The following is a 25,384-nucleotide window of genomic DNA, read 5'->3' as shown; positions in this document are numbered from 1 at the left end:
GAAGACCGCCCCGCGGCGCGAGACCTTCACACCACGAGACAGGGAGGGCGCGCCGTGCGCTGCCTCATCTTCCCCGGCCAGGGCGTTCAACGCCAGGGTATGGGCGCCGAGTTGTTCGACATGTTCCCGGAAGAGACCGATGCGGCCGACGCGGTGCTCGGCTACTCGATCCGGGAACTGTGCCTGCACAACCCCGAGGGGCGGTTGGGCGACACCCGCTACGCGCAGCCCGCCGTCTTCCTCGTCAACGCCCTCGACGCACGGCGGCGCCAGGCGGAGGAGGGCGACGAGGCCGAGCCCGTCGCCTACTACGCCGGCCACAGCCTGGGCGAGTACAACGCCCTGGTGGCTGCCGGCTGCCTCGACCTGGCGGACGCCCTGCGCCTGGTGCGGGCGCGGGCGGAGGCCATGGCCGCCGTACACGGCGGGGCGATGTCGGCCGTGGCGGGGATGGACGCCGACGAGGTGGCGTCGGCGCTGCGGGAAGGGCGGGTGCGCAACGTCTACGTGGCCAACCGGAACTCCGACCGGCAGACCGTCGTCGCCGGCGGGCGGGACGAGATCGCCGACGCCGCTGCTGTGCTGCGGGGCGCGGGTGCCCGAGCGGTGGTCCAACTGCCCGTCAGCGGCCCCTTCCACACCCCGCTGATGGCGCCCGCGGCGCGGGCGTTCATGGCCGCCCTGAGCGGCCAGGCGTTCAGGCACCCCGCCGTTCCGGTGATCTCCGGCGTCACGGCGGCGGCCTTCGAGCCGGCCCGCGCCGCCGCGCTGCTCGCCGCACAGATCACCGCCCCCGTGGAGTGGGTGCGCACCGTGCGCTCGCTGCGGGCCGCCGGCGTCACCCGGTTCGACGAGGCCAACGGCACCACGCTCACCGCCCTGCTGCCCGCGATCGCCTGACCGCGCCGTGCCCGCCCCGAAGGAGAAGACCTTGAGCTCGGACATCGCAATCGTCGGCATCTCGGTGGAGGTACCCGGAGTACGGGACATCCACGGGTTCTGGGACCTCGTCGCCGAGGGGAGGAACCTCACCGGCCGCTTCCCCGAGCACCGGGCCCGGAGCATCGAGGACTACCTGCGCTACGTCTTCGGCACGACCGTCCGCTCCCCGGCGGACGACGACATCGCCTACCGCGACGGTGCCTACCTGGAACACCCGGAGTACTTCGACGCCGAGTTCTTCGGGATGACCCCGAAACAGGCCGCGACCACCGAACCGCACCTGCGGCACGCCATGCGCGCCATGTACCTGGCCTTCGAGGACGCGGGATACCAGGCCTCCCGGCTGCGCGGCAGCCGTACCGGCGTCTTCGTCGGCTTCGCCGTCAACCCGGGCTCGGCCTACCTGGAGTACCTGTCCAAGATCGACCGGTCGTTGATCCAGCCGGCGCTCACCGGGAACGTGCCCACCATGATGGCCAACCGCCTGTCGCACCTGCTGGACCTGCGCGGCCCCAGCATGGTGGTGGACAGCGCCTGCTCCGCCTCGCTCGTGGCCGTCCACCAGGCCAAGAACGCCCTGCTGCTGGGCGACTGCGACACCGCGGTCGTCGCCGGGGCGCGCATCGTCAGCGCGCCGATCGACCACCCGGACACCCGGATCGGCATCGAGTCGTCCGACGGCCGCACCCGCACCCTGGACGAGCGCGCCGACGGGACCGGCTACGGCGAGGGATCGGGCGCCGTCGTCCTCAAGCGACTCGACCGCGCCCTCGCCGACGGCGACCGGGTGTACGCCGTCATCAAGGGCAGCGCCGTCAACCACGACGGCGTCGCCGGAGGGGTCACGACGCCCGACTCCGCCTCGCAGGCGGACCTCCTCAACACGGCCTGGGCGAACGCCGGTGTCGACCCGCGCAGCATCGGCTACATCGAACTGCACGGCACCGCCACGACGTTGGGCGATCCCATCGAGATCGAGGGCCTGCGGCAGGCGTTCGCCCCGCACACCGGCGACAGCCGGTTCTGCGCGGTGGGCACGGTCAAGGCCAACATCGGGCACCTCTTCGAGGGTTCCGGTGTGATGGGCCTCATCAAGGCGGCGCTGATCCTGCGCAACCGCCGACTGCCGCCGCTGGCAGGCTTCGAGCAGCCCAATTCCCGGATCGACTTCGACGACTCGCCCGTCCGCGTCCCCACCGCCGCCGAACCGTGGAGCAGCGAGCACGGCCCGCTCCGGTGCGGCGTCAGCGCGTTCGGGCTCGGCGGCACCAACTGCCATGTGGTGCTGGAGGAGTACGCCGCGCCGACCCCGGCACCCGCCGGCACCGGCGATCCCGCGCCCGCCACCATCGGCGGACCGGCGCCCGCGCCGCAGCTGTTCACGCTCAGCGCGCACAGCGAGGAGTCGCTGCGGCTGCTGGTCCGCGCCTACACGGACTGGTTCGGGCGCGGCCTGTTCGACGGAGTCGCCCTTGAGGAGCTGTGCGCCACCATCCACCGCTCCCGCGCCGCCCAGCGCCACCGGCTCGCCCTGGTCGTCTCCGACCTCGGCGAGCTGCGCTCCCGCCTGGAGGCGCTGGACGCCAACCGGTTCATGGACGCCGCACCGTTCCACTCCAGCTACCCGGACTGGGGGTTCTGGGCACCCGACCCCGCCGGAGCGGCCGATCCGGGCACCGACGCCCGGGCCGCCGCCTGGGCCGCCGGGGCCGACCTCGAACCCGACCCCCGCCACGGCGCCGGCCCGACGCCGCGCCTGGTCGACCTTCCGCCCTACCAGTTCGACGAACGCCGCGCCTGGATCGACTTCCCCGAGAACTGGCGGGAGTCCCTCGCGCTCGGCGCACCCGAGTCCGAGGGCCCCGCCACCCACCAGATCGTCTTCCGGCCCGCGGACGGGCCCGCCCCCACCGCCGACCCCGAAGCCCGGGTGCTCGCCCTGGTCGACAGCTCCACCGGTGCCGAAGGGCTGCTCCGCGAAGCCGGACTGACGGACGAGCAGATCGTGCGCGTGCCCGACGTCCTGGCCGCCGAAGCGAACGCCGACGCCTTCTACGAGGACCTGGCCGTCCGGGCCGTGGACGAGGGCGTCACCCACCTCGTCCACGCCCTCGGCTTCGAGGCCGAACCGGCCCGGGACATCGCCACCCTCGACGCCCGCCTGGACAAGAACCTCTACAGCCTGTTCCACCTCTCCAAGGCCCTGATCGCCGAGGGCGCCCAGCTCCACCTGGCCGTCCTCACCCGCACCGCCCTGGCCTCCCGCCGTGCGGAGCCCGGCGTCGTCGTCGAGAACTCGACGCTGGCGGGCATGGCCAAGAGCGTGAGCCGCGAATATCCCTACCTCACCGTCTCCGTCGTCGACACCGACGACGCCACGCCCGCCCGCGCGGTCCTCGACGAGATCCTCGGCGCCGAGCCCTCCGTCGTCGCGCTGCGCGACGGTACCCGCCTGCGCGAGACGTTCGCCGAACTGCCGAGTACCGACATCGCCGACCGCGGCGACTACCTCAAGCCCGGCGGCACCTACCTGGTCACCGGCGGCACCGCCGGCCTGGGCCTCTCCCTGTGCCGCGAGTTCGCGACCCGCCAACCCGGCATCAACCTCGTACTGCTCAGCCGCTCCGGCGCCTCCGGCATCGGCCCGGACGAGGACGCGGCCGGTGACGGCGACTCGCCCGGGGCCCGGCTGGGGCTCGCCCTGCGGGAACTGCGCGACCTGGGGGCGGAGGTCCTGGTCCTCGCCGCCGACGCCGGCGATCCGGAGGCCCTGGGGACGGCCGTCGCCGCCGTCCGGGAGCGCTTCGGCCGCATCGACGGCATCGTCCACGCGGCCGGAATCCCCGGAGGGGAGGTCATCACGCAGCGCTCCCAGGAGGATTTCGAATCGGTGATCCGCCCCAAGATCCACGGCGCGTTCGTCCTCGACCTGCTGACCCGCGACGACCGGCCCGACTTCATCGTCCACTTCTCCTCCGTGGCGGCCGTGTTCCCCGCCATCGGGCAGGCCGACTACGCCTCCGCCAACCAGTTCCTGGACACCCTGGCGGAGTCCGAGACCGACCCCGACTGCCACGTCATCACCTTCGACTGGGTCTCGTGGAAGGAGATCGGCATGGCCGTCCGGAGCCACGCCAACGTCGACACCACCTTCAAGGCGCTGCCCACCGCGCTCGGCCTCTCGATCGCGGACGCCGGCCTGCGCTCGGACCTGGCCCGGGTGTTCGGCGGCGAACTGCACTACGAGGGCGACTACGCCGACGCCCTGCCCGGCTACCACATCGAACTCGAACCGCTGATCGCCGCCAAGCTCCAGGAGGCGTCGCGCCGCCGTGCCTCGCGCCGCGAACGGGCCTCCGGACAGGTGCGCAAGGAGATCGAGGAGCTGCCGGTCGAACTCACCGGCCGCCTCGACGGCCGGTACACCGACACCGAGATGACGATCGGCCGCTGCTGGGCCCACGTCTTCGGATTCACCAGCATCGACGTCGATGCCGACCTCTTCGACCTCGGCATCGACTCGATAACCGGGATGTCGCTGGTCGCCACCATCGCCTCGGTCCTGGGCATGGAGATGCAGAGCAGCGACCTCCTCGTGGACCGCACGGTCGCCGCTCAGGCCAAGATCGCCGACGAGCGCCGCCGCGCTGCCGGCACCGACAGCACCGACAGCACCCCCGCATGAGCGAGGTGACCCGTACCGGTCCGCCCGGGGGCTCCTCGCCCCCGGGCGCGGCCCGCACCGGGGGCGAGGCCCCCGGCGCGGGGGCCCCTCCCACCGACGCCACGGCGGCCGAGCACCCGGACCGGGGCCACCGAGACCGGGGCCACCCCGACCTCACCCGCGGCCCCGTCCTGCGGGCCGTGCTCGGCTTCGCCGTGCCCCTCACCCTGTCCAACCTCCTCCAGCAGACCTATCTCCTCGCCGACGGTGCCGTCCTCGGCCACTGGGTCGGCGTCGACGCCCTCGCCGCCGCCGGCGTCGTCCAACCGCTCTACTTCCTCGCGGACGGCGTCTTCCTCGGCCTGAGCACCGGCTTCTCCATCCGCCTCGCACGCTTCACCGGTGAACGCTCCCGACGCGGCCCCGCCACCGTCGCCGCCGCCCTGGCGCTGGCCACCGTGGTGTGGGCGGCGCTGTGCTTCCTCGTCGCCCGCACGGCCGGCGGCACCCTGCTGCGGCTCACCGGGGCACGCGGCGAGGTCCTCCACGACGCCCAGGTACTGCTGTCGACGTTCAGCTACGGCTTCCCGGCCGTCTTCGCCGTCTCCGCGGTCTGCGCCCTGCTGCGCGGCCTCGGCGACTCCCGCGCCCAGATGCGGCTCATGATCGGCAGCAGCCTCGCCAACGTCCTCCTGGCCTGGTTCTACGTCGTGGTGCTCCACCTGGGCGTAGCCGGCGCGGCCCTCGCCACGGTCACCGCCGCCACCGGCACCGCCGCCGCCGGGCTGGTCCTCCTGCGCCGCAGACGCGACCTGGCGCTGCATCGCTCCCACGACTGGAAGGGCGTGCGGACCGAGGCCGCCGCCGCCCTGCGCCTCGGCCTGCCCGGCGCCGCCCAGCAACTGCTCATCGCCCTCGGCATCGTGGTGCTCATCAGGATCGTCGCCCCCCTCGGTGCGTCGCTGCTCGCGGCGGTCACCGTCGTCGGCCGCCTGGAGTTCTTCGCCGTCACCGCGTTCCTCGACCTGTCCGGCGCGCTCACCGTCTTCGTCGCCCAGAACCTCGGGGCCGGCCGGCCCGACCGGGTCCGCCGGGCCGTCCGCCGGACGCTGCCCTTCACGCTCGCGCTGGCAGTCGCCGTCAGCCTCGCCGTGATCGTCCTGCGCCCCGCCCTCGCCGCGGCCGCCACCACCGATCCCGTCACCCGGCACCTGGTGGAGGACTACATCCTCATCACCTATCCCTGCTTCGTCCTCTACGCCGTCATGGCCGTCGTCCACGGTGCGCTCAACGGCATCGGCCGCACCGTCGTGCCACTGGTGTGCACGATCGTGTCGTTCGTCGCCGTCCGCCTGCCGCTGTCGTACCTGCTGCGGGAGCGGCACGGCGCCGACGGCGTCATGTGGGCCGTCGACCTCGGCTGGATCGTCGGCGCGCTGTACACCGCGATCGCCGTCCGCCGCCACCTGCGCCGCAGGCCGCCCAGGACGCCGGCGCTGCCCGGGATCCCCTGGAAACGGGTGCTGGCGCCGCTGCTGTGCGCCTGCGCCGTCCTGCTGGCCACCGCCGGCCGCTACGGCTACTTCCGCGACGAGCTGTACTGGCTCGCCGCCAGCCGCCACCTCGCGGCCGGCTACGACGACCAGCCGCCCCTGGTGCCGCTGATCGTCCGCGCCGAGACCTGGTTCGGCGGCGACTCGGTGCAGGTCGTGCGTATCGCACCGATGCTGTTCGCGGTCGCCACCGCACTGGTGTCGGTGCTGTGCGCCAGGGAACTCGCCGGGACGGACGAGAAACGCTCCCACCGCGCCCAGCAGATCGCCGCGATCGCCGTCTCGACCTCCGTGCTCGTGCTGGTCGAGGGACACCTGTTCACCACCGCCACCCCCGGCGTCTTCTTCTGGTCCGTGGCGATCTGGCTGCTCCTGCGGATCCTGCGCACCGGCGACCGTCGCCTCTGGTACGGCTTCGGCGCCACGCTGGGTGTCGGGATGCTCAACAACGACACCATCGTCATCCTGGCGGTGTCCCTGCTGGTCGCCGCCCCGCTCACCGGCAACACCCGGCTGCTGCGCGACCGCGCCGTCTGGCTGTCCGTGCTGCTGGCACTCGCCATCGCCTCGCCGGACCTCGTCTGGCAGGCGGTGCACGGCTGGCCGCAGTTCACCATGGCCGGCCACCTGTCCACCTGGGCCAAGCGGTTCACCGCCGTTCCCATGCAGGTGGAGGCGGCCACGCTGCTCACCTGGCTGTGGGTGGCGGGCTGGAGGCTCACCTGGAAGGACACCCGCTACCGGCTGCTGCCCGTCGCCTACGCGGTGAGCCTCGCGATCGTGGTCGCCGCCGGCGGCAACTTCTACTACCCCATGGGCTGGTACCCGCTGCTGCTCGGTGCCGGGGCCGTCTGGCTGGCCGACCGCTGGCCGACCGGACGGCGATGGTTCGCCGTGTTCGCCTCGGCCAGTGCCGTCGTCACCCTCGCCCTGGGGCCGCCGCTCCTTCCGGTGTCGGTCTACCGGCACCTGACCGTGGTGAACCCCTTCAACGCCGACTCCATCGGCTGGCCCCAACTCGCCCGGCAGGTAGCCGAGGTGGAGCGCCGATACCCCGGCGCCACCGTGCTCGCCGTCAACTACGGGGAGGCCGGGGCCCTGGCCCACTACGGCCCCGCCCTCGGCCTGCCCACCGTCTACGCCGACCAGAACGGGTACAGCCGCTTCGGCCGACCCACCGGCGTGTCCGCCACCACCATCGCCGTCGGCTACAGCCCTCAGGCCCTGGAACCGTACTGGAGCAGTTGCGTCGTCGCCGGGCACATCGACAACGGACAGGACGTCGCCAACATCGAGCAGGGCCTGCCGATCCTGGTGTGCACCGGGCAGAACTACACCTGGGAGCAGCTGTGGCCGCTGCTCAAACACTTCGACTGAGCCGGGGCCGCCGCGTCGCGGCCCGTGCGGCCGGCCGACGGAGTCCGGCTGGTCGCACGGGCCGCTCCGCCCACGACTGCCGCCACGGCCGCTCCGGCGCCACCGCGCCCGGTCAGTGATCGGCCGCGCGACACGTACGTGCGTCAACTCGTCCGTGCGTGCGGACGAGGTCCTGCCGCGCCTGCCTGCTCGGTGGATCGGGCTCGCCGGCCGGCCGACGCCCACCGGAGCAGGGCGTGAAACGGCGAACGCCCGCCCCTGGCCGAAGGCCAGGAACGGGCGCCGCAGAACGCTGCCCGAAGAAGGGGCACCGTGTACCAGAACTGTGTCCGAGGGGGGACTTGAACCCCCACGCCCGATAAAGGGCACTAGCACCTCAAGCTAGCGCGTCTGCCATTCCGCCACCCGGACGGGTGTTTACCGCTGTGTTCGTCCTCGTGGCTCACTGCCCCGCTGACATGGATAACTGTAGCAAAGATCGGGTTCCGGGCCCAAAAACGGCCGGTCCGGAGGTTTGAGTGCATGCCGGGCCTTGTGAACCGGGGGTCGTCCTTGGGGAGGGGCTGCTGCTGGGGGAGGATGGGCGGACCGTGCTCGCACGACCCCGGGCGCAGGTTCCGGGGCGGCGCGGACTGCGCCGGGCGGGCCAGAGACGAGGAGTGACCGTGGGCGACTCGAAGGCGGAGCGGGTGGCGAACCCGAAGGTGACGGGCGAGTCGGAGGTTGCCGAGATCTGTCGCGACCTGATCCGGATCGACACCAGCAACTATGGGGACGGCTCCGGGCCGGGGGAGCGCAAGGCCGCCGAGTACGTGGCGGAGCAGCTTGCGGAGTTCGGCCTGGAGCCGCAGATCTTCGAGTCGGCGAAGGGGCGCGCCTCGACGGTGGTCCGGATCGAGGGCGAGGACCGCTCCCGGCCCGGCCTGCTGATCCACGGGCACACCGACGTGGTGCCGGCCAACGCGGCGGACTGGACGTACGACCCGTTCGCCGGCGAGATCGCCGACGGGTGCGTCTGGGGTCGCGGCGCGGTGGACATGAAGGACATGGACGCGATGACCCTCGCGGTCGTCCGCGACCGGCTGCGCACCGGCCGCAAGCCCCCGCGTGACCTGGTGCTGGCGTTCGTCGCCGACGAGGAGGCGGGCGGCACCTACGGCGCCCGCTACCTGGTGGACAAGCACCCGGACCTCTTCGAGGGGGTCACGGAGGCGATCGGCGAGGTCGGCGGGTTCTCCTTCACGGTGAACGACCAGGTCCGGCTGTACCTGGTGGAGACGGCCGAGAAGGGCATGCACTGGATGCGCCTGACGGTCGAGGGCCGGGCCGGGCACGGCTCGATGACCAACGACGACAACGCGATCACCGAGCTGTGCGAGGCGGTCGCGCGCCTCGGCCGGCACAAGTTCCCGCTGCGGATCACCAAGACCGTGCGGGCCTTCCTCGACGAGCTGTCCGACGCGCTGGGCGTCGAGCTCGACCCGGAGAACATGGACGAGACGCTGCGGGTGCTCGGCGGCATCGCCAAGATGATCGGCACGACGCTGCGCAACACGGCCCAGCCGACCATGCTGGGCGCCGGCTACAAGGTGAACGTGATCCCCGGCCAGGCGACGGCGCACGTGGACGGGCGGTTCCTGCCCGGCTACGAGGAGGAGTTCCTGGCCGACCTCGACCGGGTGCTCGGCCCGCGCGTCAAGCGCGAGAGCCTGCACTCGGACAAGGCGATCGAGACCGGCTTCGACGGGGCGCTGGTGGAGGCCATGCAGCTGGCGCTGAAGGCGGAGGACCCGATCGCGCGGGCCGTGCCGTACTGCCTCTCGGGCGGTACGGACGCGAAGTCGTTCCAGGACCTCGGGATCCGCTGCTTCGGGTTCGCGCCGCTCCAGCTGCCGCCCGACCTGGACTTCGCGGGGATGTTCCACGGCGTGGACGAGCGGGTGCCGGTGGACGGCCTGAAGTTCGGCGTCCGCGTGCTGGACCGGTTCATCGACGCCTGCTGAGCCTTCGGCCGGCGGCCGCGCGGCCCGTTCCCCGGACTCCGGGGGCGGGCCGCGCGCATTGTCCGAGGTAATGATTTGGTGCGGTTCCGGGGAGATCAAGAGAAACGATTCTCCGAGCCGTCCGTGATCGGTCGCCTGTACGAGTGATCACCGTTGCGGGTGAATGGACCGCCGCCTCCGTACCCCGTTTGCCACGCCGTCGTTCATTCCTTTGCGACCCGCTGAACGGGTTGTGTCATCAACAGGAGGAACGATGAACGTCAAGAAGCTCGCTGCTGTCGCTGCCGCCACCGGTGGTCTGGTTCTCGCCGGTGCCGGCGTCGCCGCCGCGCACGGTGCCAGCGCCGAGGGCGTGGCCGCCGGCTCCCCGGGCGTGCTGTCGGGCAACCTGATCCAGGTGCCGGTCCACGTGCCGGTGAACGTGTGCGGCAACACGATCAGTGTCATCGGCCTGCTCAACCCGGCGTTCGGCAACAGCTGCGCGAACGTCTGATCAGCGCTTGACCGGCGTGCCTCCGGGCTGCGGACGAACCGCGCCCGGGGGCACAGCCTTGTGCCGCCGTCCTTGTGCCCCCGTCCCTGCGCAGTCCGCCCGGAGCGGCCAGCTTATACCGCCGACCGCCGTCACCGGATGGAGCAATATCGTCCGATCGGGTGAAGTGGCGCCGTTCGGCTCAACCTTTCGCGTGGCGTCTCGTTGTCTCGTGTGCAGCCGAGGGTGTAGTCGGCCATTCGGAAATTCGGAAGTTCCGATTTTCAACACGTCTTCATCAACACGTCAGGGGAAAGAATGAGGAATGTAGCCAAGAAGGGGCTCCTCACGGCCGTGGCCACCGGCAGCGTGCTGGCCTCGACCGCCGGCTACGCCTACGCGAGTGCCGAGGCCCATGGGGGCGCGGTCAACTCGCCTGGGGTGGGATCCGGGAACTCCGTGCAGGTCCCGGTGGACATCCCGATCAATGCCTGCGGCAACACCGTGGACGTGATCGGCCTGCTCAACCCGTCGTACGGCAACAAGTGCGCCAACATCGACCAGGGCACCCACAGCCACGCCGCCGACAGTGCCCCCGGCCACACCGTGCCCGGCCGCTCCACGTCGGGCGACAGCGCCCCGGGCCAGTCGGCCGGTCAGCCGGCGCCCGCCGGCCACGGCACGGACGGCGGCGGCACCCGCCCCGGGGCCCCGGCCGCCGACTCCTGGACGCACGGCGACTCGCACCCGGACACCTCGGCGTACGGCGCCTCGGCCTCGGGCGTCACGGCGGGTTCGCCGGGCGTGCTCTCGGGCAACAACGCCAGTGCCCCGGTGAACATCCCGGTCAACGCCTGCGGCAACTCGGTCGACGTCGTCGGCGTCGCGAACCCGGCCTTCGGCAACTCCTGCGCGAACGTGCCGGCCGTCACGCCGCCCGCCCCGGAGGAGGAGTGCCCGCCGGAGGAGGTCGAGCCGCAGACCCACACGCCCGAGTCGCCCGGCACCCCGCGCGCGGGCGGGCCCGCCGAGGCCCCGGCCGTGATCCAGGCCGTCGCTCCGGCCGTGGTGCCGGCCGCCGCCGTGCTGCCGGCCCAGGCGGTCACCAGCCCGCAGCTCGCGTCGACCGGTGCCGGTGGGGTCGAGATGCTCGGCGCGGCCGGTCTCGCGGCCATGCTCGGTGGCGGCGTGCTCTACCGCCGTGCCGCTCGCGCAGGTGCCCGCTGACGCTCGGCTCATCGCGTGCCCGAAGCCGTACGAACCGGCCTCGGGCACGCGTGTGTGCGTGCGGAGCGACGGCGCCCGGATGGTCAGGGCGGCTGCCCGCCGGAGGGGTCGGTACTACCAGCTTCTGATCTGCCGGATGATCTTCCGTCGCAGCAGCACCGTGCGACTCCCGTCGGGGAAGAGCCGCAGCCGGTCCAGCTCCCAGTGCCCGTACTCGGCGTGGTCGGTGAGCAGCTGCCGGGCCGCGTTGCGGGTCGTGCCGCGCGGCATGCGCAGCGACTGGTACTCGTACTCCGACTGCGGAACCAGCTTCGGTGGGGTCAAGACTCTCCTCCTGGGGACGCCTGCGCGCAAGCCTACGGCCTGCCTCCGACAACGGACCCGCGCTTTTTTCCGGCCGTGCTCACCGCCCGTACCGCCGGCACCGCCGCCGAGCGGGCTGACCGGTCATCAGTTCCGCTGCTCCTCCTGACGGAATACCCCGATCGCGGCCGTCGAATGCGGGCCGGACGGGTGGGCGGGGCGGTGCCGTCGGTCACGATCGCCTGTCACAGATCCACCCGGATCGGACATCAGGGGGGAAGTTACGGTGAAAACGCGGGTGTAGGTGACAACCGCTGTGCGTCGCGGCACCAGGGGGAGATAGCGTCTGCACCATGTCTGATGCCGCGCAGCCAACCATTGCCGAGGTACGCGCCGCCGCCGAGGCGGTCAAGGCCGCCATCGACCGTCATCTCGAAGCGGTGTCCAGCCCCACCGCAGCGGACGATCCCGCTGTGTTCGCCGCCTACGAGCAGTTGGCGGCGGCCGCCATCGTCTACGACCAGCTCCTGTACGAGGTGTACGACGAGGTCACTCCGTTCGAGGTCCCCGGGGACGAGGGCTCCGGCGGGTACCACGGTCCGGACCAGCCCGAGGCGATCAGCGTGCTGATCCGCCGCGACTACCAGATCGCCGATCCGCAGCGGCTGCGCGCCCAGGCCGAGCGGCTGGACAGCACGCTCACGCCGGGGCTCGACGGTGCGGCCGGTGTCAACGCGGCGATCGGGGTGCTGTTCGGCGAGTACGAGCCGGACGAGATCGCCGCCCGCAGTGAGGAGTTCGGACTGGAGGAGGGCGACTCGACGCTCTGGGTCTCGGCGGCCGAGCCGAGTGACCCGGGGGAGTGGCTGCCCGAGCCGTTCGAGGCGGCGGACCCGCAGCTGCTGATCTGTCGTTTCGACGTGAGCGAGGTCTACGACGACGAGGAGCCCGAGGACTGACCGGGGCTGCCGACGCTCCCCTGCGACCGGCCCTCACCTACCTTCCCGCTGCCCCGACCCACCGTCCTGATCCGCCGGGCGGTACCCGAGAAACTCCCTCGGGTACCGCCCGGCGGTGTGTCCGGGGCCCCGGTCAGTAGGCGGGTTCGGCGTTCTCGGCCAGGATGGCGCGCAGCCGGGTCGTCCGGGGCTGGGCCGGCCGCCCGGCGACGGCCTGCGGCAGGGCGGGGCCCGCCGCGTGCACGACCGACAGGTGCCGTTCGGCGCGCCCGAACGCGGTGTAGACCCACTGCCGGGTGAGGCCGGCCGCGGCGTCGTCCGGCAGCACGACGACCACCCCGGGCCAGCGCCGGCCGACCGCCTGGTGGACGGTCAGCGCCCAGCCGTGGCGGAGCCGGCCGGCCTCGGCCGGCGTCACGGTGCTGCGGGCGCCGTCGGCGAGCTCCAGGTGCAGGCCGGCCGCGTCGCCGTCCAGCACCCGGCCGGGCCGGGTGACGCCCGGGGCGGGGGAGTACACCACCCGGTCGCCCGGGTCGAAGCCCGCGAACCGCCCCGGGCCGGGGTTGAGCCGGGCCTTCGCCGTCGCGTTCAGCGCGCGGGTGCCGGCGGCGCCGCCGTGGCCGGGGGTCAGCAGGACGACCTCCTCGACGGGGATGCCGAGGGCGCGCGGGATGGAGTCGGTGAGCAGTTGGACGGCCCGGTGGACGGCCTCGGCGCCGTCCTTGGCGGTGAGGATGACCACCTCCTTGTCGGGGGCGTCGACCGGCTGGAGTTCGCCGATCCCGATGGCGGAGACCAGTTCGCCGATCGGCCCGAAGTCGGGTGTGCGGGAGGCGACGGCCGGGCAGACCCGGGCGGCCAGCAGGTCGGCGAAGAACCGGCCGGGGCCGGCGGACCAGAGCTGGCCGGGGTCGCCGCTGAGCACCAGCCGGGTGCCGTCCGCGAGCGCCTCCAGCAGGGTGGCGGCCAGTTCGGCGTCCAGCAGCGGCGCGTCGAGAACGATCAGCACGTCCAGGGCGAGCGTGCCGTCGGCGGCGCGGCCGGGGCCCGCCGCGCCGGACAGCAGGGCGGCCAGGGTCGAGACGTCGGGGGCGGCGCCCTCGGGCAGCAGGGCGGCCAGGCTCTCGCGGCCCTGGTCGGTCCAGGTGGCGGCCCAGGCGCGCAGCCCGAGGCCACGGGCGGCGTGCAGCAGCGCGGCGGGCTCGGCGCGGGAGGCCTCGCCGCCGGTGTGCGTGACCAGGGCGCTGCCGGCGACGGCCCGGATCAGCGCGGTCGCGGACGAGGAGGGTGCGGCGGCGGCCGCGGTCTCCCAGGCGGCGGGGCCGGGCGCCGGGACGTCTGCGGGGGCCGCGACGTCCGAGGCCTCGCCGTCCTGCCCCTCCTGCCCGTCTTCCCCGTCCTCCCCGTCTTCCCCGTCTTCCGACTCCTCGGCGTCCTCGCCGGGGACGAAGGTGGACATGATGCGGACCAGGCCGTCCGCGAGGCTCTCCTCCGCGAGGGCGAGCCGCTCCAGCGCGAGCAGCGTCCGGGTCGGGGCCTCCTCCTCGTCGTCCTCGGCGGAGCCGCCGGAGCCGGAGCGGGCCTCGGGGCCGGTCAGTTCGTCCTGGAAGGGCATCACCCGGCCGTCGCTCACGACCTCCTGGAGGGCGGCGGCGGGCTCGGGCAGTCCGAGCCGTTCCAGACCGGACGCGACCTCGCCGATCTCGACGGCGGAGTGCCCGCGCAGGGCGGCCTGCTCCAGCAGCCAGGGCACCAGGGCCCGGGCCCGGCGGGGGTCGCCCGGTCCGGCCTCGGCACCGAGCAGCCCGCGCGCGAAGCCGTCCGCGTGCTCGGGGCGGGCCCCGGGCAGCGCGAGGACGGCCCAGGGGTCGGCGCGGAGCAGCTCGGCCGCGCCCTCGCCGAACTCGGCGACGGCGGGGCCTGCGAGGTCGGCCGGTGCGCCGCCCGCCGTCAGGGTCTCGGCGGCCGCGCGCAGGGCCTGCGCGCGCTGCTCGTCCGCCTGGGCGGCGCCGGCGACGGTCTTCTCGGGGCCTGCGTCGCCGGGCGTGCTCCCGGCGCCGGCCGCGCTCTCGGGCCGTTGCTGCCCGACCACCCGGATCGCCTCGGCGAGCGCCGCGACGGTGTCGGCCCGGTTCGCGCCGTTGCCGGCCTCCGGGCCGTTGTCGCCCCGGTCCTCCGGAGCGCTGTTCTCTGCGTCGCTCGCCATTTCGCTGTCGCTCCAAGGGGTACACCACTGCGGGCAGTGGGGCGGCCGCCACCCGTGGGCGGCGGCCGTGGCCGGTCGTTGTCGTGCGAGTGGGCGGGCCCTGGCCGGGCCGGCCGGGCTCTAGAGCTCGCTCCACTCCTGGTCGGGGTAGCGGTGGATCGGCGCCGAGATGTCGTCGAGCGCACTGCGGATCTCATCCGGAAGCGTAAGCGCCTCCACCGACAGCGCCGCCTGCAGCTGGGTCACCGTCCGTGCGCCGACCAGGGCGCTCGCCACGCCCGGGCGGTCCCGGACCCAGGCGAGTGCCACCGCGAGGGGGCTGCTGGCGAGGCCGTCGGCGGCGGTGGCGACGGCGTCGACGATCCGGCGCGAGCCGTCGTCGAGGTAGGGCTGGACGAAGCCGGAGAGGTACGGGGAGGCGCCGCGGGAGTCCTGCGGGACGGCGTGCCGGTACTTGCCGGTGAGGACGCCGCGGCCGAGCGGGGAGGAGGCGAGCACGCCGACGCCGGCGTCCAGGGCGGCGGGCAGCACCTCGCGTTCGATGCCGCGCTGGAGCAGCGAGTACTCCATCTGGGTCGAGGCGAGCGGCACCCGGGCGGCGTCGGCGCGCTGCCAGCCGGCCGCCTTGGCGAGTTGCCAGCCGCTGTAGTTGGAGACGCCGACGTAGCGGGCGCGGCCGGAGGTGACGGCGAGGTCGAGGGCGTGCAGGGTCTCCTCGGCGGGCGTGCCGGGGTCGAAGGCGTGGACCTGCCACAGGTCGACGTAGTCGGTGCCGAGGCGGCGCAGCGAGGCGTCCAGGGCGGTCAGCAGGTGGCCGCGGGAGGTGTCGAAGCGGCGGTCGGACTCGGGCACGCTGCCGGCCTTGGTGGCGATGACCAGTTCGGAGCGCGGGATGAGGCTCTCCGTCAGGCGGGAGAGCAGGTACTCGGCGCCGCCGTCGGCGTAGACGTCGGCGGTGTCCACCAGGTTGCCGCCGGCGTCGACGAACTCCTTGAGCTGTTCGGCGGCTTCGTGCTCGCCGGTGTCCCGGCCCCAGGTCATGGTGCCGAGGCCGAGCCTGGAGACCCGCAGCCCGGTACGGCCGAGGTGTCGCTTTTCCATCGGGCAGGCCCTCCCTGGCTGCTGGACGAACTGGTGAACATAGGGGCGAACGCACTGGTGAACGCACTGCTGGACGTGCGGGTGGAGGGCGGCCCCTCCCCGTCGGCTGAGCGTAGCGGCCACCGCACGGGCAGGGGCGGAGACCCGCAGGACGAGCGGGCGGGCATGCGACACGCCGATGTGACGCGGGCCACAGCTACCCGCCAGTAGCATTGGGCCGCGCCCCGCGGCTACTGTCGACGGCGTGGCCCACCACCGCCACGCGCGCGGCTCCCTACGGAAGGTTCGGCATCCACATGCGACTCGGCATCAACCTCGGCTACTGGGGACTCGGCATGGACGCCGACAACATCGCGGTCGCCCAGGAGGCCGACCGGCTGGGCTACTCGGTCTGCTGGGCCGCGGAGGCCTACGGCTCCGACGCCGCGACCGTCCTCAGCTACGTCGCCGCGAAGACCGAGCGGATCGACGTCGGCTCGGCGATCTTCCAGATCCCCGCCCGCACCCCCGCCATGACGGCGATGACCGCCGCCACCCTGGACACCCTCTCCGGCGGCCGTTTCCGGCTGGGCCTCGGCGTCTCGGGCCCGCAGGTCTCCGAGGGCTGGTACGGCGTCAAGTTCGACAAGCCGCTGGCCCGCACCCGCGAGTACGTCGAGATCATCCGCAAGGCGATGTCCCGCGAGCGGCTCGTCCACGAGGGCGCCAACTGGACGCTCCCGCTGCCGGGCGGCCCCGGCAAGCCGCTGAAGCTCACCGTGCACCCCGTCCGGGAGCACATCCCGCTGTACATCGCCGCGATCGGCCCGAAGAACCTGGAGCAGACCGGCGAGATCGCCGACGGCTGGCTCGGCATCTTCTTCGCCCCCGAGCACGCCGCCCTCTCGCTGGACCCGCTGAGGGCCGGCCGGGCGAAGGCCGGGCAGACCCTGGACGGCTTCGACCTCTGCCCCACCGTGACGATCTCGGTCGGCGAGGACATCAAGGCCGCCGCCGACGCCCAGCGCTCCTACGCCGCGCTCTACATCGGCGGCATGGGCAGCAAGGACAAGAACTTCTACAACCAGCTCACCCGCCGGATGGGCTACGAGCAGGCGGCCGACGACATCCAGGAGAAGTACCTCGCCAAGGACTACGCCGGAGCCGCCGCGGCCGTGCCGCACGAGCTGATCGACGCCACCTCGCTGCTCGGCGACACCGCCCGGATCGCCGACCGGATGCAGGCCTACGCGGACGCCGGGGTCACCACGCTCACCCTCGCCCCCGCCGGGTTCACCCTGGACGAGCGCGTCCGGGCGCTGCGCACCGGCGTCGAGGCGCTGGAGCGGGCCGGCCTGGCCGAGTAGCCGCCTGTCGGGCCCCGCGCCCGGACGTGCCGGATCTGCCGGCGCCGTCGCGGGGGCGGGGTCCTACAGCCAGCCGCTGCGCTTGAACACCCGGTGCAGCACCAGGCAGACGGAGGCCATCAGCACCAGCACCGCCGGGTAGCCCCAGCGCTGGTGCAGCTCCGGCATGTGCTCGAAGTTCATCCCGTAGATCCCGGCGATCATCGTCGGGACGGCGGCCAGGGCGGCCCAGGCCGAGATCTTCCGCATGTCGTTGTTCTGCTGCACGCTGACCTGCGCCAGGTTGGCGTTCAGGATGTCGGACAGCAGCCGGTCCATGCCGTCCACCTGGTCGTTCGCCCGCGCGAGGTGGTCCGCCACGTCGCGCAGGTAGGGCACCGCCTCGGGCTTGACGAACGGCTCGCCGCCGCGGGCGAGGCGCAGCATCGGCTCCAGCAGCGGGGCGGTCGCCCGCCGCATCGTCACCAGCTGGCGTTTGAAGCCGTAGATCCGCTCGGCGGTGCCGCCGGCCGGCCGCCCGGGGGCGAACACGTGGGCCTCCAGCTCGTCCAGGTCCGTCTGGAGGGCGGTGGCGACGTCCACGTAGCAGTCCACCACCGTGTCGCAGACCGAGTGGAGCACGGCGCTCGGCCCGTGCCGCAGGACCTCCGGCTGCTTCTCCAGCTGGGTGCGCAGCGCCTTCAACGGCGTGTCCTGGCCGTGGCGCACCGTCATCACGAACCCGTCGCCGAGGAAGAGCATCACCTCGCCGGTGGTGACGGCCTGTGCGCCCTCGTGGTAGCCGATCGTCTTGAGGGTCATGAACAGCGAGTCCTGGTACGCCTCCAGCTTGGGCCGCTGGTGGGCGCTCACCGCGTCCTCGACCGCCAGCGGGTGCAGCCCGAACTCCTCGCTGACCAGGTCGAGCTCTGCGGTGGTCGGCTCGTAGAGCCCTATCCAGACGAAGCTGTCGCCGGCCGCGCGGGCAGCGGCGAGGGCGTCGGAGTAGTCCTCCGGGCCCTCGATCCGGTGGCCGTCGCGGTAGATGGCGCAATCGACGATCATGCCCGACATTCTCCCGCCTGCCGGGCCCGGCAGGCGCGGAATCCGCTGACAGCGCACCGTGTCGGCACACCGGCTCCACCTGCCCTCACCGCCCGTGTCCGGCCGCCTGCCCTGCGCAGGCGCGCGGCCCCGGGCCTGGGCCCGGCCCGGCCCGGACCAGGCCGTAGGCTTGGTCCCATGCCCACCCTGCTGCTCGTCCGCCACGGCCGCTCCACCGCGAACACGGCCGGAATCCTGGCCGGTTGGACCCCCGGCGTGGACCTCGACGACACCGGCCGCGACCAGGCCGCCGCGCTGGCCGCCCGGCTCGCCGCCGTACCGATCGCGAAGGTCGTCAGCAGCCCGCTGGAGCGCTGCCGGCAGACCCTGGAGCCGCTGCTCGCGGTCCGTCCCGAACTGGGCGTGCCCGAGCTGGGCGGCCCGGCGCTGGACGAGCGGCTCGGCGAGTGCCACTACGGCGACTGGACCGGCCGCCCGCTCGCCGAACTCGCCGCCGAGCCGCTCTGGCGCACCGTCCAGGACCACGCCGCGGGGGCCGCCTTCCCCGGCGGCGAGTCGCTGCGCGAGCTCAGCCACCGCACGGTCACCGCCGTCCGCGAGTGGAACGAGAAGATCGCCGCCGAGCACGGCGGGGACGCGGTCTGGGTCGCCTGCTCCCACGGCGACGTGATCAAGGCGGTCGTCGCCGACGCGCTCGGCCTGCACCTCGACCACTTCCAGCGGATCAGCGTCGAGCCCTGCTCGGTCACCGCGATCCGCTACACCCCGCTGCGCCCGTTCGTGCTGCGGATGGGCGACACCGGCGACCTCTCCTCGCTCGCGCCCCGGGCCGGCGGGCACGCCGCCCAGGGCGGGGACGCGGTGGTCGGCGGCGACACCGGGGCGGCCTGAGGCCGGCCGGCCCGAGGCTGCCGCCCCGGGCCCGGCGCCCAGGCCGTAGGGTGACAGGCGAGTACCACCGCAGGACCGCGTGACGGCCCCGCCGCCACGCACGGCACCCGCATCACGCACAGCACCCGAATGATGACCACGCCAGAAGGATCCGGAGCGAGAGCGTGACCCGTCAGGTCTTCTTCTACGACCAGCCCGAACGGTTCGTGGCCGGCACCGTCGGCCAGCCCGGCGCCCGGGCGTTCTACCTGCAGGCCAGCGCCCGAGGCCGGATCACCAGCGTGCTGCTGGAGAAGACCCAGGTCGCGGCGCTCGCCGAGCGGATCGAGGAGGTCCTCGACGAGGCGCTGCGGCGCAGCGGCGGCGACGCGGAGATCCCCGCCGCCGCCCCGGCCGCCCTGATCGACACCGCCCCGCTCGACCTGCCGCTGGAGCAGGAGTTCCGGGTCGGCACGATGGCCCTGGCCTGGGACGGCGTCGAGTCCTGTCTGGTCGTCGAGGCGCAGGCCGTGATCGAGGGCGCCGAGGGCGAGGACGACGAGGAGACCGAGCAGGTCTTCGAGGACGAGGAGAACGGCCCCGACATGCTGCGGGTCCGGCTCAGCGGCGCGATGGCCCGGGTGTTCGCCAAGCGCGCGCTGGACCTGGTCGCCGCCGGGCGCCGGCCCTGCCCGTTCTGCAACCTCCCGCTCGACCCCGAGGGCCACCTGTGCCCGCGCGCGAACGGCTACCGGCGCTGAACGCGCAGACCGTCCCCGAGGCGGACCCGGTGGCCGGGGCCGCACTGGCCGCCGACGTCGACACCGCCCTCGCGCTGCTGCGCGAGGGGGAGCTCACCCTGCACGGCCGGCTCACCGACGCCTCCAACGCCGCCATGTACTGCTCGGTCGGCCGCGACGGACTCACCGCCCAGTGCGTCTACAAGCCCGTCTCCGGCGAGCGCCCGCTCTGGGACTTCCCGGACGGCACGCTGGCCGGCCGCGAGGTCGCCGCGTACGAGCTGTCCGCGGCCACCGGCTGGGCGCTCGTCCCGCCGACGCTGCTGCGCGAGGGCCCGTACGGCCCCGGCATGGTCCAGCTCTGGGTCGAGCCGGACCCGGACGCCGACCCGGTGCTCGCCCTCCAGGACCCGGCGGGGCCGGAGGCCGGCTGGCTGCCGATCGTCCGCGCCGAGGTCGGCGAGGGCCGCACCGCACTGCTGGTGCACACCGACGACGTACGGCTGCGCCGCCTCGCCGTACTGGACGCGGTGCTCAACAACGCCGACCGCAAGGGCGGCCACCTGATTCCCGCGGCCGACGGGCGGATCTACGGCATCGACCACGGCGTGACCTTCGCCGTCCCCGGCAAGCTCCGCACCCTGCTGTGGGGCTGGGCCGGCGAACCGCTGCCCGCCGACGCCCTGGACGTCCTCGCCCGCCTCGCCGAGGACCTGGCCGGCCCGCTCGGCGCCCGCCTCGCCCCGCACCTCACCGCCGCCGAGATCGCCGCCGCGGGCGAGCGGATCGCCGCCCTGCGCCGCACCGGCCTGCACCCGCTGCCGTCCGAGGACTGGCCCTCGATCCCCTGGCCGCCGATCTAGAGCCCGCTCCGGGCCGTCTGGACGGCCCGGCGCGCGGGCCGCAGACTGCACCGGTGGACCAGGCAGCAGCGAGCCCTCCCCGTACGCCGGGGTGCGGGGACTTCGGACGACCGACCGACCGACGGCGGCCGGAGGCCGTGCCGGTGCACGACCTGGAGGTGCCCGTCCCGAGCGTGCTGCCGTTCGCCATCGGGTCGTTCGACACCATCGGGCCGCTCTCGCGGGTGGCCTTCCCGCACCGGCACTCGTTCTACGAGCTGGTCTTCGTCACCGGTGGCCGCGGCGCGCACGTGCTGGACCTGGCGCACTGGCCGCTGCGTCCGCCGCACCTCTACGTCATCACGCCGGGGCAGGTGCACTACTGGGAGGGCACCGAGGAGCTCAGCGGGTGGGTCGTCCTGTTCAACGAGGACTTCCTGCTGGACCACCCGGCGGACCTCACCGCGCTGCGCCTGCTGGCCGGCAGCCCGTGGCTGCGGCTCGGGGCGCGGGCCGGGGAGCTGGCCGGCCTGTTCGAGGAGATGGACCGTGAGTACCGGGCCGCGCCGCCCGGCTGCGCCGGTGTGCTCCGCGCCTATCTGCACATCCTGATCGTCCGGGCGGCCCGGGCGGTGGACCGGGCCGAGCCGCAGTCGGTGGGACGGGCGGCGGAGTTGGCGGCGCGGTTCACCGCCCTGGCGGCCGACCAGGACCGCTCCGAGCGCTCGGTCGTTTCGTACGCCAGGGAGTTGGGGGTCTCGGCCGGGCACCTGCACAGTCTGGTCAAGGAGGCCACCGGCCGCACCCCGGGCCAGCTGATCCGGGGTCAGCAACTGCTGGAGGCCAAACGCCTGCTGCTGAACACCGATCTGACGGTGCGCCAGATAGCTGGGCAGGCGGGTTTCGCGGATCCCGCGTACTTCTGCCGCTTCTTCCGCCGGGAGGCCGGCGTGACGCCGGGGGAGTTCCGGGCGGGCGCCGCAGGAAAGCACCACGATCCCCGGATCGCGTCCATCGTGGCGGCGCAGCCGCGCCCGTAGGTTGGGCGGCAGTCCACCGGGCGGCGCGAGCCGTAACAGGGCGACCTCGCCCCTCCCTGCTGTCATGCGCATGCTGAAAGCCGCCCGGTCACCACCCAAGGAGTCGGTGCATGTCCCCCACAGACCCCCGAGACGCCCGGGAGCCCCGCGAGCACCCCGGCCCCGCAGGCCGGCCGATCAGCCGCAAGACCGTGCTCAAGGCCGCCGTCCTGGCCGGCGCCACCCCGCTGCTGCTGGGCGGCGGCGTGGCCCTCGCCCGTGACCTGGGCCCGGCCGCCGGACCGCTCGCCCTCACCCCCACCTGCGACGACGGCGACCACCCCACCATCGAGCAGACCGAGGGGCCGTACTTCAAGCCCAACTCGCCGCTGCGCACCTCGCTGGTGACGAGCAGCACCCCCGGTACACCGCTGACCGTCAGCGGGTACGTCTTCGGGCGGGCCTGCCTGCCGATCGCCGGCGTGCTGCTCGACTTCTGGCAGGCGGACACCAACGGGGCCTACGACAACACCGGGTTCGCCTTCCGCGGCCACCAGTTCACCAACGCGCAGGGGGCGTTCAGCCTCACCACGATCGTGCCCGGCCTCTACCCCGGCCGGACCAGGCACATCCACGTCAAGGTCCAGGCGCCGAACCGCCCGGTCCTGACCACGCAGCTGTACTTCCCGGGGGAGCCGCGCAACAGCACCGACACCATCTACGACCCGGCCCTGCTGATGACCGTCCAGCAGGTCGGCTCGGGCCGGGCCGGATCCTTCGACTTCGTGCTGGACGTGGCGCAGACCCCGTCGCCCTCCGCCAGCCCGACCGCCTCCGCGAGTCCGACGCCGTCGCAGAGCCCGACCCGGAGCCCGAGCCCGTCGGCGGGCGTCTGGGCGGCCGGCACGACCTACGCGGCGGGTGCCCGGGTCACCTACGCCGGGCTCGCCTACACGTGCCTGCAGGGGCACACCGCGATCACCGGCTGGGAGCCGCCGAACGTCCCGGCCCTCTGGCAGCGCGCCTGAGGTCCGACCCGAGCCGCCCGGCGGCGGCCCCGTCCCGCAGGATCCCCACAGCCTGCGGGACGGGCGCCGCCGGGCCCCGACACCCCCGAATGCTCTCCCTGGACGCGGCCCTGCCAACGGATTCCAGCCGATCCTGTGCACTGGTTAGGCTTTCAAATGATCGCAAGGTTAGAGTCGTTCCCATGCATGCCTGGCCCGCCTCCGAGGTTCCCGCCCTGCCTGGTCAGGGGCTCCCCCTGCGTATCCACGACACCGCCGCGGGCTGTATCCGGGAGGTCGTGCCGCAGGACGGCACCGCCCGGATCTACGTCTGCGGGATCACGCCCTACGACGCGACCCACATGGGCCACGCCGCCACCTACAACACGTTCGACCTGGTGCAGCGCGTCTGGAAGGACGCCGGCCACGACGTCCTCTACGTGCAGAACGTCACCGACGTGGACGACCCGCTGCTGGAGCGCGCCGTCGCCACCGGTCAGGACTGGACGGCGCTCGCCGAGCGCGAGACGGCCCTCTTCCGCGAGGACATGACCGCCCTGCGGATGCTCCCGCCGGCCCACTACGTCGGCGCCGTCGAGTCGATCCCGTGGATCGTGCCGCTGGTGCAGAAGCTGCTGGCGAGCGGCGCCGCGTACGACGTGGACGGCGACATCTACTTCTCCGTCGAGTCCGACCCGCACTTCGGCGAGGTCTCCGGCCTCAGCCGCGCGGACATGCGGCCGGTCTTCGCCGAGCGCGGCGGCGACCCCGAGCGCCCCGGCAAGAAGCACCCGCTGGACGCCCTGCTCTGGCTCGCGGCCCGCCCCGGCGAGCCCGCCTGGGACACCGAGCTCGGCCACGGCCGGCCCGGCTGGCACATCGAGTGCGTCGCGATCGCGCTGAGGTACCTCGGCATGTCGTTCGACATCCAGGGCGGCGGCAGCGACCTGTCCTTCCCGCACCACGAGATGGGCGCGGCCCACGCCCAGGTGGTCACCGGCGAGCACCCGTACGCCCAGGCGTACGTGCACGCCGGGATGGTCGCGCTGGACGGGCACAAGATGTCGAAGTCCCGGGGCAACCTGGTCTTCGTCTCGGCGCTGCGCCGTGAGGGCGTGGACCCGGCGGCAATCCGGCTGGCCCTGCTCGGGCACCACTACCGCTCGGACTGGGAGTGGACGAAGGCCACCCTGGACGGGGCGCTGGAGCGGCTCGCCCGCTGGCGCGCGGCGGTCTCCCGCCCCGACGGCCCGCCGGCGGACGCGCTGCTCGCCGAAGTCCGCGCGGCGCTGGCGAACGACCTGGACACCGCCACCGCGCTCGCCGCGGTGGACCGCTGGGCCGCGCAGCAGGCCGAGTCCGGCGGCGAGGACATCGGCGCCCCCGGCCTGGTCTCCCGCACCGTGGACGCACTGCTCGGCGTCGCGCTCTGACCCTGCGCAGGCCGCACGCCGAAGGGGCGCCAGGATCTCCTGACGCCCCTTCGGCGTGTCCTACGGCCTGCGGGCCTAGTCCTCGGTGCCCGGTTCGGGCCCGTCCTCACCGGTCTTGGTGTCCTTCGGGCCGGGTTCGGGCTCGGCCGGCCGCTCGGCCGTGGCGTGCCCCGCGACCGGCTTCTCGCCGGTCGGGCCGAGGTTCTCCCGGCGGCGCAGGTAGCGCTCGAACTCGCGGGCGATGGCGTCGCCGGACGCCTCCGGGAGCTCGGCGGTGTCCTGCGCCTCCTCCAGCTGCTGGACGTACTCGGCCACCTCGCTGTCCTCGGCGGCGAGCTGGTCCACCCCGAGCTGCCAGGCGCGGGAGTCCTCGCCCAGCTCGCCCGGCGGGATCCGCAGGTCGAGCAGGTCCTCCAGCTTGTTGACCAGGGCCAGGGTCGCCTTCGGGTTCGGCGGCTGGGCCACGTAGTGCGGCACCGCCGCCCAGAGCGTCACGGCCGGCACCCCGGCGTGCGTGCACGCCTCCTGGAGCACGCCGACGATCCCGGTCGGGCCCTCGTAGCGGCTCTCCTCCAGGTCCAGCGTTCGGGCCAGGTCGGGGTCGGAGGTCACTCCGCTGACCGGCACCGGGCGGCTGTGCGGGGTGTCGCCGAGCAGGGCGCCGAGGATCACCACCAGCTCCACGCCGAGCTCGTGCGCGAAGCCGAGCAGCTCGTTGCAGTACGAGCGCCAGCGCATGCTGGGCTCGATGCCGCGGACGAGAACGAGGTCCCTGGTCTTCGGCTCGGTCACCCGGACCACCGACAGGCGGGTGGTCGGCCAGGTGATCCGGCGGATGCCGCCGTCCAGCCAGACGGTCGGCCGGTTGACCTGGAAGTCGTAGTAGTCCTCCGCGTCCAGGGCGGCGAACACCTTGCCGGCCCAGGTCTCGTCCAGATGCGCCACGGCGGCGGACGCGGCGTCGCCGGCGTCGTTCCAGCCCTCGAAGGCGCAGACCATCACCGGGTCGATCAACTCGGGAACATCTTCCAACTCGATCACCCAGCGTCTCCCTCCGGTCGGCCGGCGGCCGCGCGCGCCCGGCCCTCCCGGGCCTGCGAGGGCGCCGTTGGCCGGCTGCCGACTGTTGAACCTCTCCACTCATGGGGCAGCTCGCCCCATGGACCCTACTTGCCCAGCCTACGGGCTTTGATGCGCGCGTTGGTGCTGTGCGGTGGGGCCGTCCGGACAGTTTGCGACACGGGCGGCGCTTGATCCACCGGGTTGTCGCGGCCTC

General features: G+C 73.5%; 19 protein-coding genes and 1 tRNA gene. 14 read left to right on the top strand and 6 right to left on the bottom strand.

The features are described from left to right. The first annotated feature begins 54 nt into the window (after positions 1–54). Genes ACFUK0_RS18540 through ACFUK0_RS18530 form a run of 3 tightly spaced genes read left to right on the top strand, consistent with a single transcriptional unit; the run spans position 55 to position 7,536 of the window. On the top strand, positions 55–900 hold the full coding sequence (locus tag ACFUK0_RS18540; protein WP_380251398.1) for an ACP S-malonyltransferase: 846 nt from the start codon (positions 55–57) through the stop codon (positions 898–900). A 31-nt stretch (positions 901–931) separates the two neighbouring features. Further along, positions 932–4,627: an SDR family NAD(P)-dependent oxidoreductase gene (locus tag ACFUK0_RS18535; RefSeq protein ID WP_380251396.1), complete on the top strand. Its 3,696-nt coding sequence runs from the start codon at positions 932–934 to the stop codon at positions 4,625–4,627. Further along, positions 4,624–7,536, top strand: coding sequence for an MATE family efflux transporter (locus ACFUK0_RS18530; RefSeq protein WP_380251394.1), 2,913 nt, complete (start codon positions 4,624–4,626; stop codon positions 7,534–7,536). The genes ACFUK0_RS18535 and ACFUK0_RS18530 overlap by 4 nt, the downstream gene beginning before the upstream one ends. 326 nt (positions 7,537–7,862) lie before the next feature. On the opposite strand, the gene ACFUK0_RS18525 is transcribed toward ACFUK0_RS18530, so the two are convergent. Further along, a tRNA-Leu gene (locus ACFUK0_RS18525) sits at positions 7,863–7,947 on the bottom strand. Between the two features lie 254 nt (positions 7,948–8,201). Between ACFUK0_RS18525 and ACFUK0_RS18520 the strand changes: the two genes are divergently transcribed. From ACFUK0_RS18520 to ACFUK0_RS18510, 3 genes are all read left to right on the top strand, one after another. After that, a complete protein-coding gene (locus tag ACFUK0_RS18520; RefSeq protein WP_380251392.1) occupies positions 8,202–9,539 on the top strand; it encodes a M20/M25/M40 family metallo-hydrolase in 1,338 nt (445 codons plus the stop codon). A 253-nt stretch (positions 9,540–9,792) separates the two neighbouring features. Next, positions 9,793–10,032 carry a chaplin gene (locus tag ACFUK0_RS18515; RefSeq protein WP_380251390.1) on the top strand — a complete coding sequence of 80 codons (240 nt, stop codon included), beginning with the start codon at positions 9,793–9,795 and terminating at the stop codon, positions 10,030–10,032. Between the two features lie 297 nt (positions 10,033–10,329). Continuing rightward, positions 10,330–11,238, top strand: a complete 909-nt coding sequence (locus ACFUK0_RS18510; RefSeq protein WP_380251388.1) for a chaplin — start codon at positions 10,330–10,332, stop codon at positions 11,236–11,238. A gap of 114 nt (positions 11,239–11,352) precedes the next feature. Here ACFUK0_RS18510 and ACFUK0_RS18505 read toward each other — a convergent pair whose 3' ends face one another. Further along, positions 11,353–11,547 (bottom strand): DUF5703 family protein, encoded by a 195-nt coding sequence (locus ACFUK0_RS18505; protein WP_380251426.1) that lies wholly within the window; start codon positions 11,545–11,547, stop codon positions 11,353–11,355. 347 nt (positions 11,548–11,894) lie between these two features. Between ACFUK0_RS18505 and ACFUK0_RS18500 the strand changes: the two genes are divergently transcribed. After that, complete coding sequence (locus tag ACFUK0_RS18500; protein ID WP_380251386.1) at positions 11,895–12,500, top strand: hypothetical protein; 606 nt, start codon at positions 11,895–11,897, stop codon at positions 12,498–12,500. A gap of 133 nt (positions 12,501–12,633) precedes the next feature. Here ACFUK0_RS18500 and ACFUK0_RS18495 read toward each other — a convergent pair whose 3' ends face one another. Then, positions 12,634–14,706, bottom strand: a complete 2,073-nt coding sequence (locus tag ACFUK0_RS18495) for an ATP-binding domain-containing protein (protein WP_380251384.1) — start codon at positions 14,704–14,706, stop codon at positions 12,634–12,636. A 120-nt stretch (positions 14,707–14,826) separates the two neighbouring features. Further along, complete coding sequence (locus tag ACFUK0_RS18490; RefSeq protein ID WP_380251382.1) at positions 14,827–15,807, bottom strand: aldo/keto reductase; 981 nt, start codon at positions 15,805–15,807, stop codon at positions 14,827–14,829. Between the two features lie 296 nt (positions 15,808–16,103). Here ACFUK0_RS18490 and ACFUK0_RS18485 point away from each other — a divergent pair, with 296 nt between their 5' ends. Next, positions 16,104–17,153, top strand: coding sequence for an LLM class F420-dependent oxidoreductase (locus ACFUK0_RS18485; protein ID WP_380251380.1), 1,050 nt, complete (start codon positions 16,104–16,106; stop codon positions 17,151–17,153). Positions 17,154–17,216: 63 nt separating this feature from the next. Here the strand turns inward: ACFUK0_RS18485 and corA are convergent, their stop codons facing one another. Next, on the bottom strand, positions 17,217–18,206 hold the full coding sequence (corA, locus tag ACFUK0_RS18480; protein WP_380251378.1) for a magnesium/cobalt transporter CorA: 990 nt from the start codon (positions 18,204–18,206) through the stop codon (positions 17,217–17,219). Positions 18,207–18,374: 168 nt separating this feature from the next. Here corA and ACFUK0_RS18475 point away from each other — a divergent pair, with 168 nt between their 5' ends. The 6 genes from ACFUK0_RS18475 (at position 18,375) to mshC (ending at position 24,108) form a co-directional block, all read left to right on the top strand. Continuing rightward, a complete protein-coding gene (locus ACFUK0_RS18475; protein WP_380251376.1) occupies positions 18,375–19,088 on the top strand; it encodes a histidine phosphatase family protein in 714 nt (237 codons plus the stop codon). A gap of 164 nt (positions 19,089–19,252) precedes the next feature. Then, positions 19,253–19,828 carry a DUF3090 family protein gene (locus ACFUK0_RS18470; protein WP_380251374.1) on the top strand — a complete coding sequence of 192 codons (576 nt, stop codon included), beginning with the start codon at positions 19,253–19,255 and terminating at the stop codon, positions 19,826–19,828. Further along, positions 19,798–20,670: an SCO1664 family protein gene (locus ACFUK0_RS18465; protein WP_380251372.1), complete on the top strand. Its 873-nt coding sequence runs from the start codon at positions 19,798–19,800 to the stop codon at positions 20,668–20,670. The genes ACFUK0_RS18470 and ACFUK0_RS18465 overlap by 31 nt, the downstream gene beginning before the upstream one ends. Before the next feature lie 143 nt (positions 20,671–20,813). Next, entirely contained in the window at positions 20,814–21,689 is an 876-nt protein-coding gene (locus ACFUK0_RS18460) for a helix-turn-helix domain-containing protein (RefSeq protein WP_380251370.1), read from the top strand. A gap of 110 nt (positions 21,690–21,799) precedes the next feature. Continuing rightward, on the top strand, positions 21,800–22,696 hold the full coding sequence (locus tag ACFUK0_RS18455; protein WP_380251368.1) for a carbohydrate-binding protein: 897 nt from the start codon (positions 21,800–21,802) through the stop codon (positions 22,694–22,696). A gap of 182 nt (positions 22,697–22,878) precedes the next feature. Continuing rightward, a complete protein-coding gene (gene mshC, locus ACFUK0_RS18450) occupies positions 22,879–24,108 on the top strand; it encodes a cysteine--1-D-myo-inosityl 2-amino-2-deoxy-alpha-D-glucopyranoside ligase (protein ID WP_380251366.1) in 1,230 nt (409 codons plus the stop codon). 75 nt (positions 24,109–24,183) lie between these two features. Here the strand turns inward: mshC and ACFUK0_RS18445 are convergent, their stop codons facing one another. Beyond that, complete coding sequence (locus tag ACFUK0_RS18445) at positions 24,184–25,149, bottom strand: PAC2 family protein (RefSeq protein WP_380251364.1); 966 nt, start codon at positions 25,147–25,149, stop codon at positions 24,184–24,186. Positions 25,150–25,384 lie beyond the last annotated feature (235 nt).

Source organism: Kitasatospora sp. NPDC057223 (assembly GCF_042669755.1).
Lineage (GTDB): Bacteria > Actinomycetota > Actinomycetes > Streptomycetales > Streptomycetaceae > Kitasatospora.
Note: the sequence above shows the minus strand (reverse complement) of the source record. Positions and strands in the feature narration are given on the sequence as shown.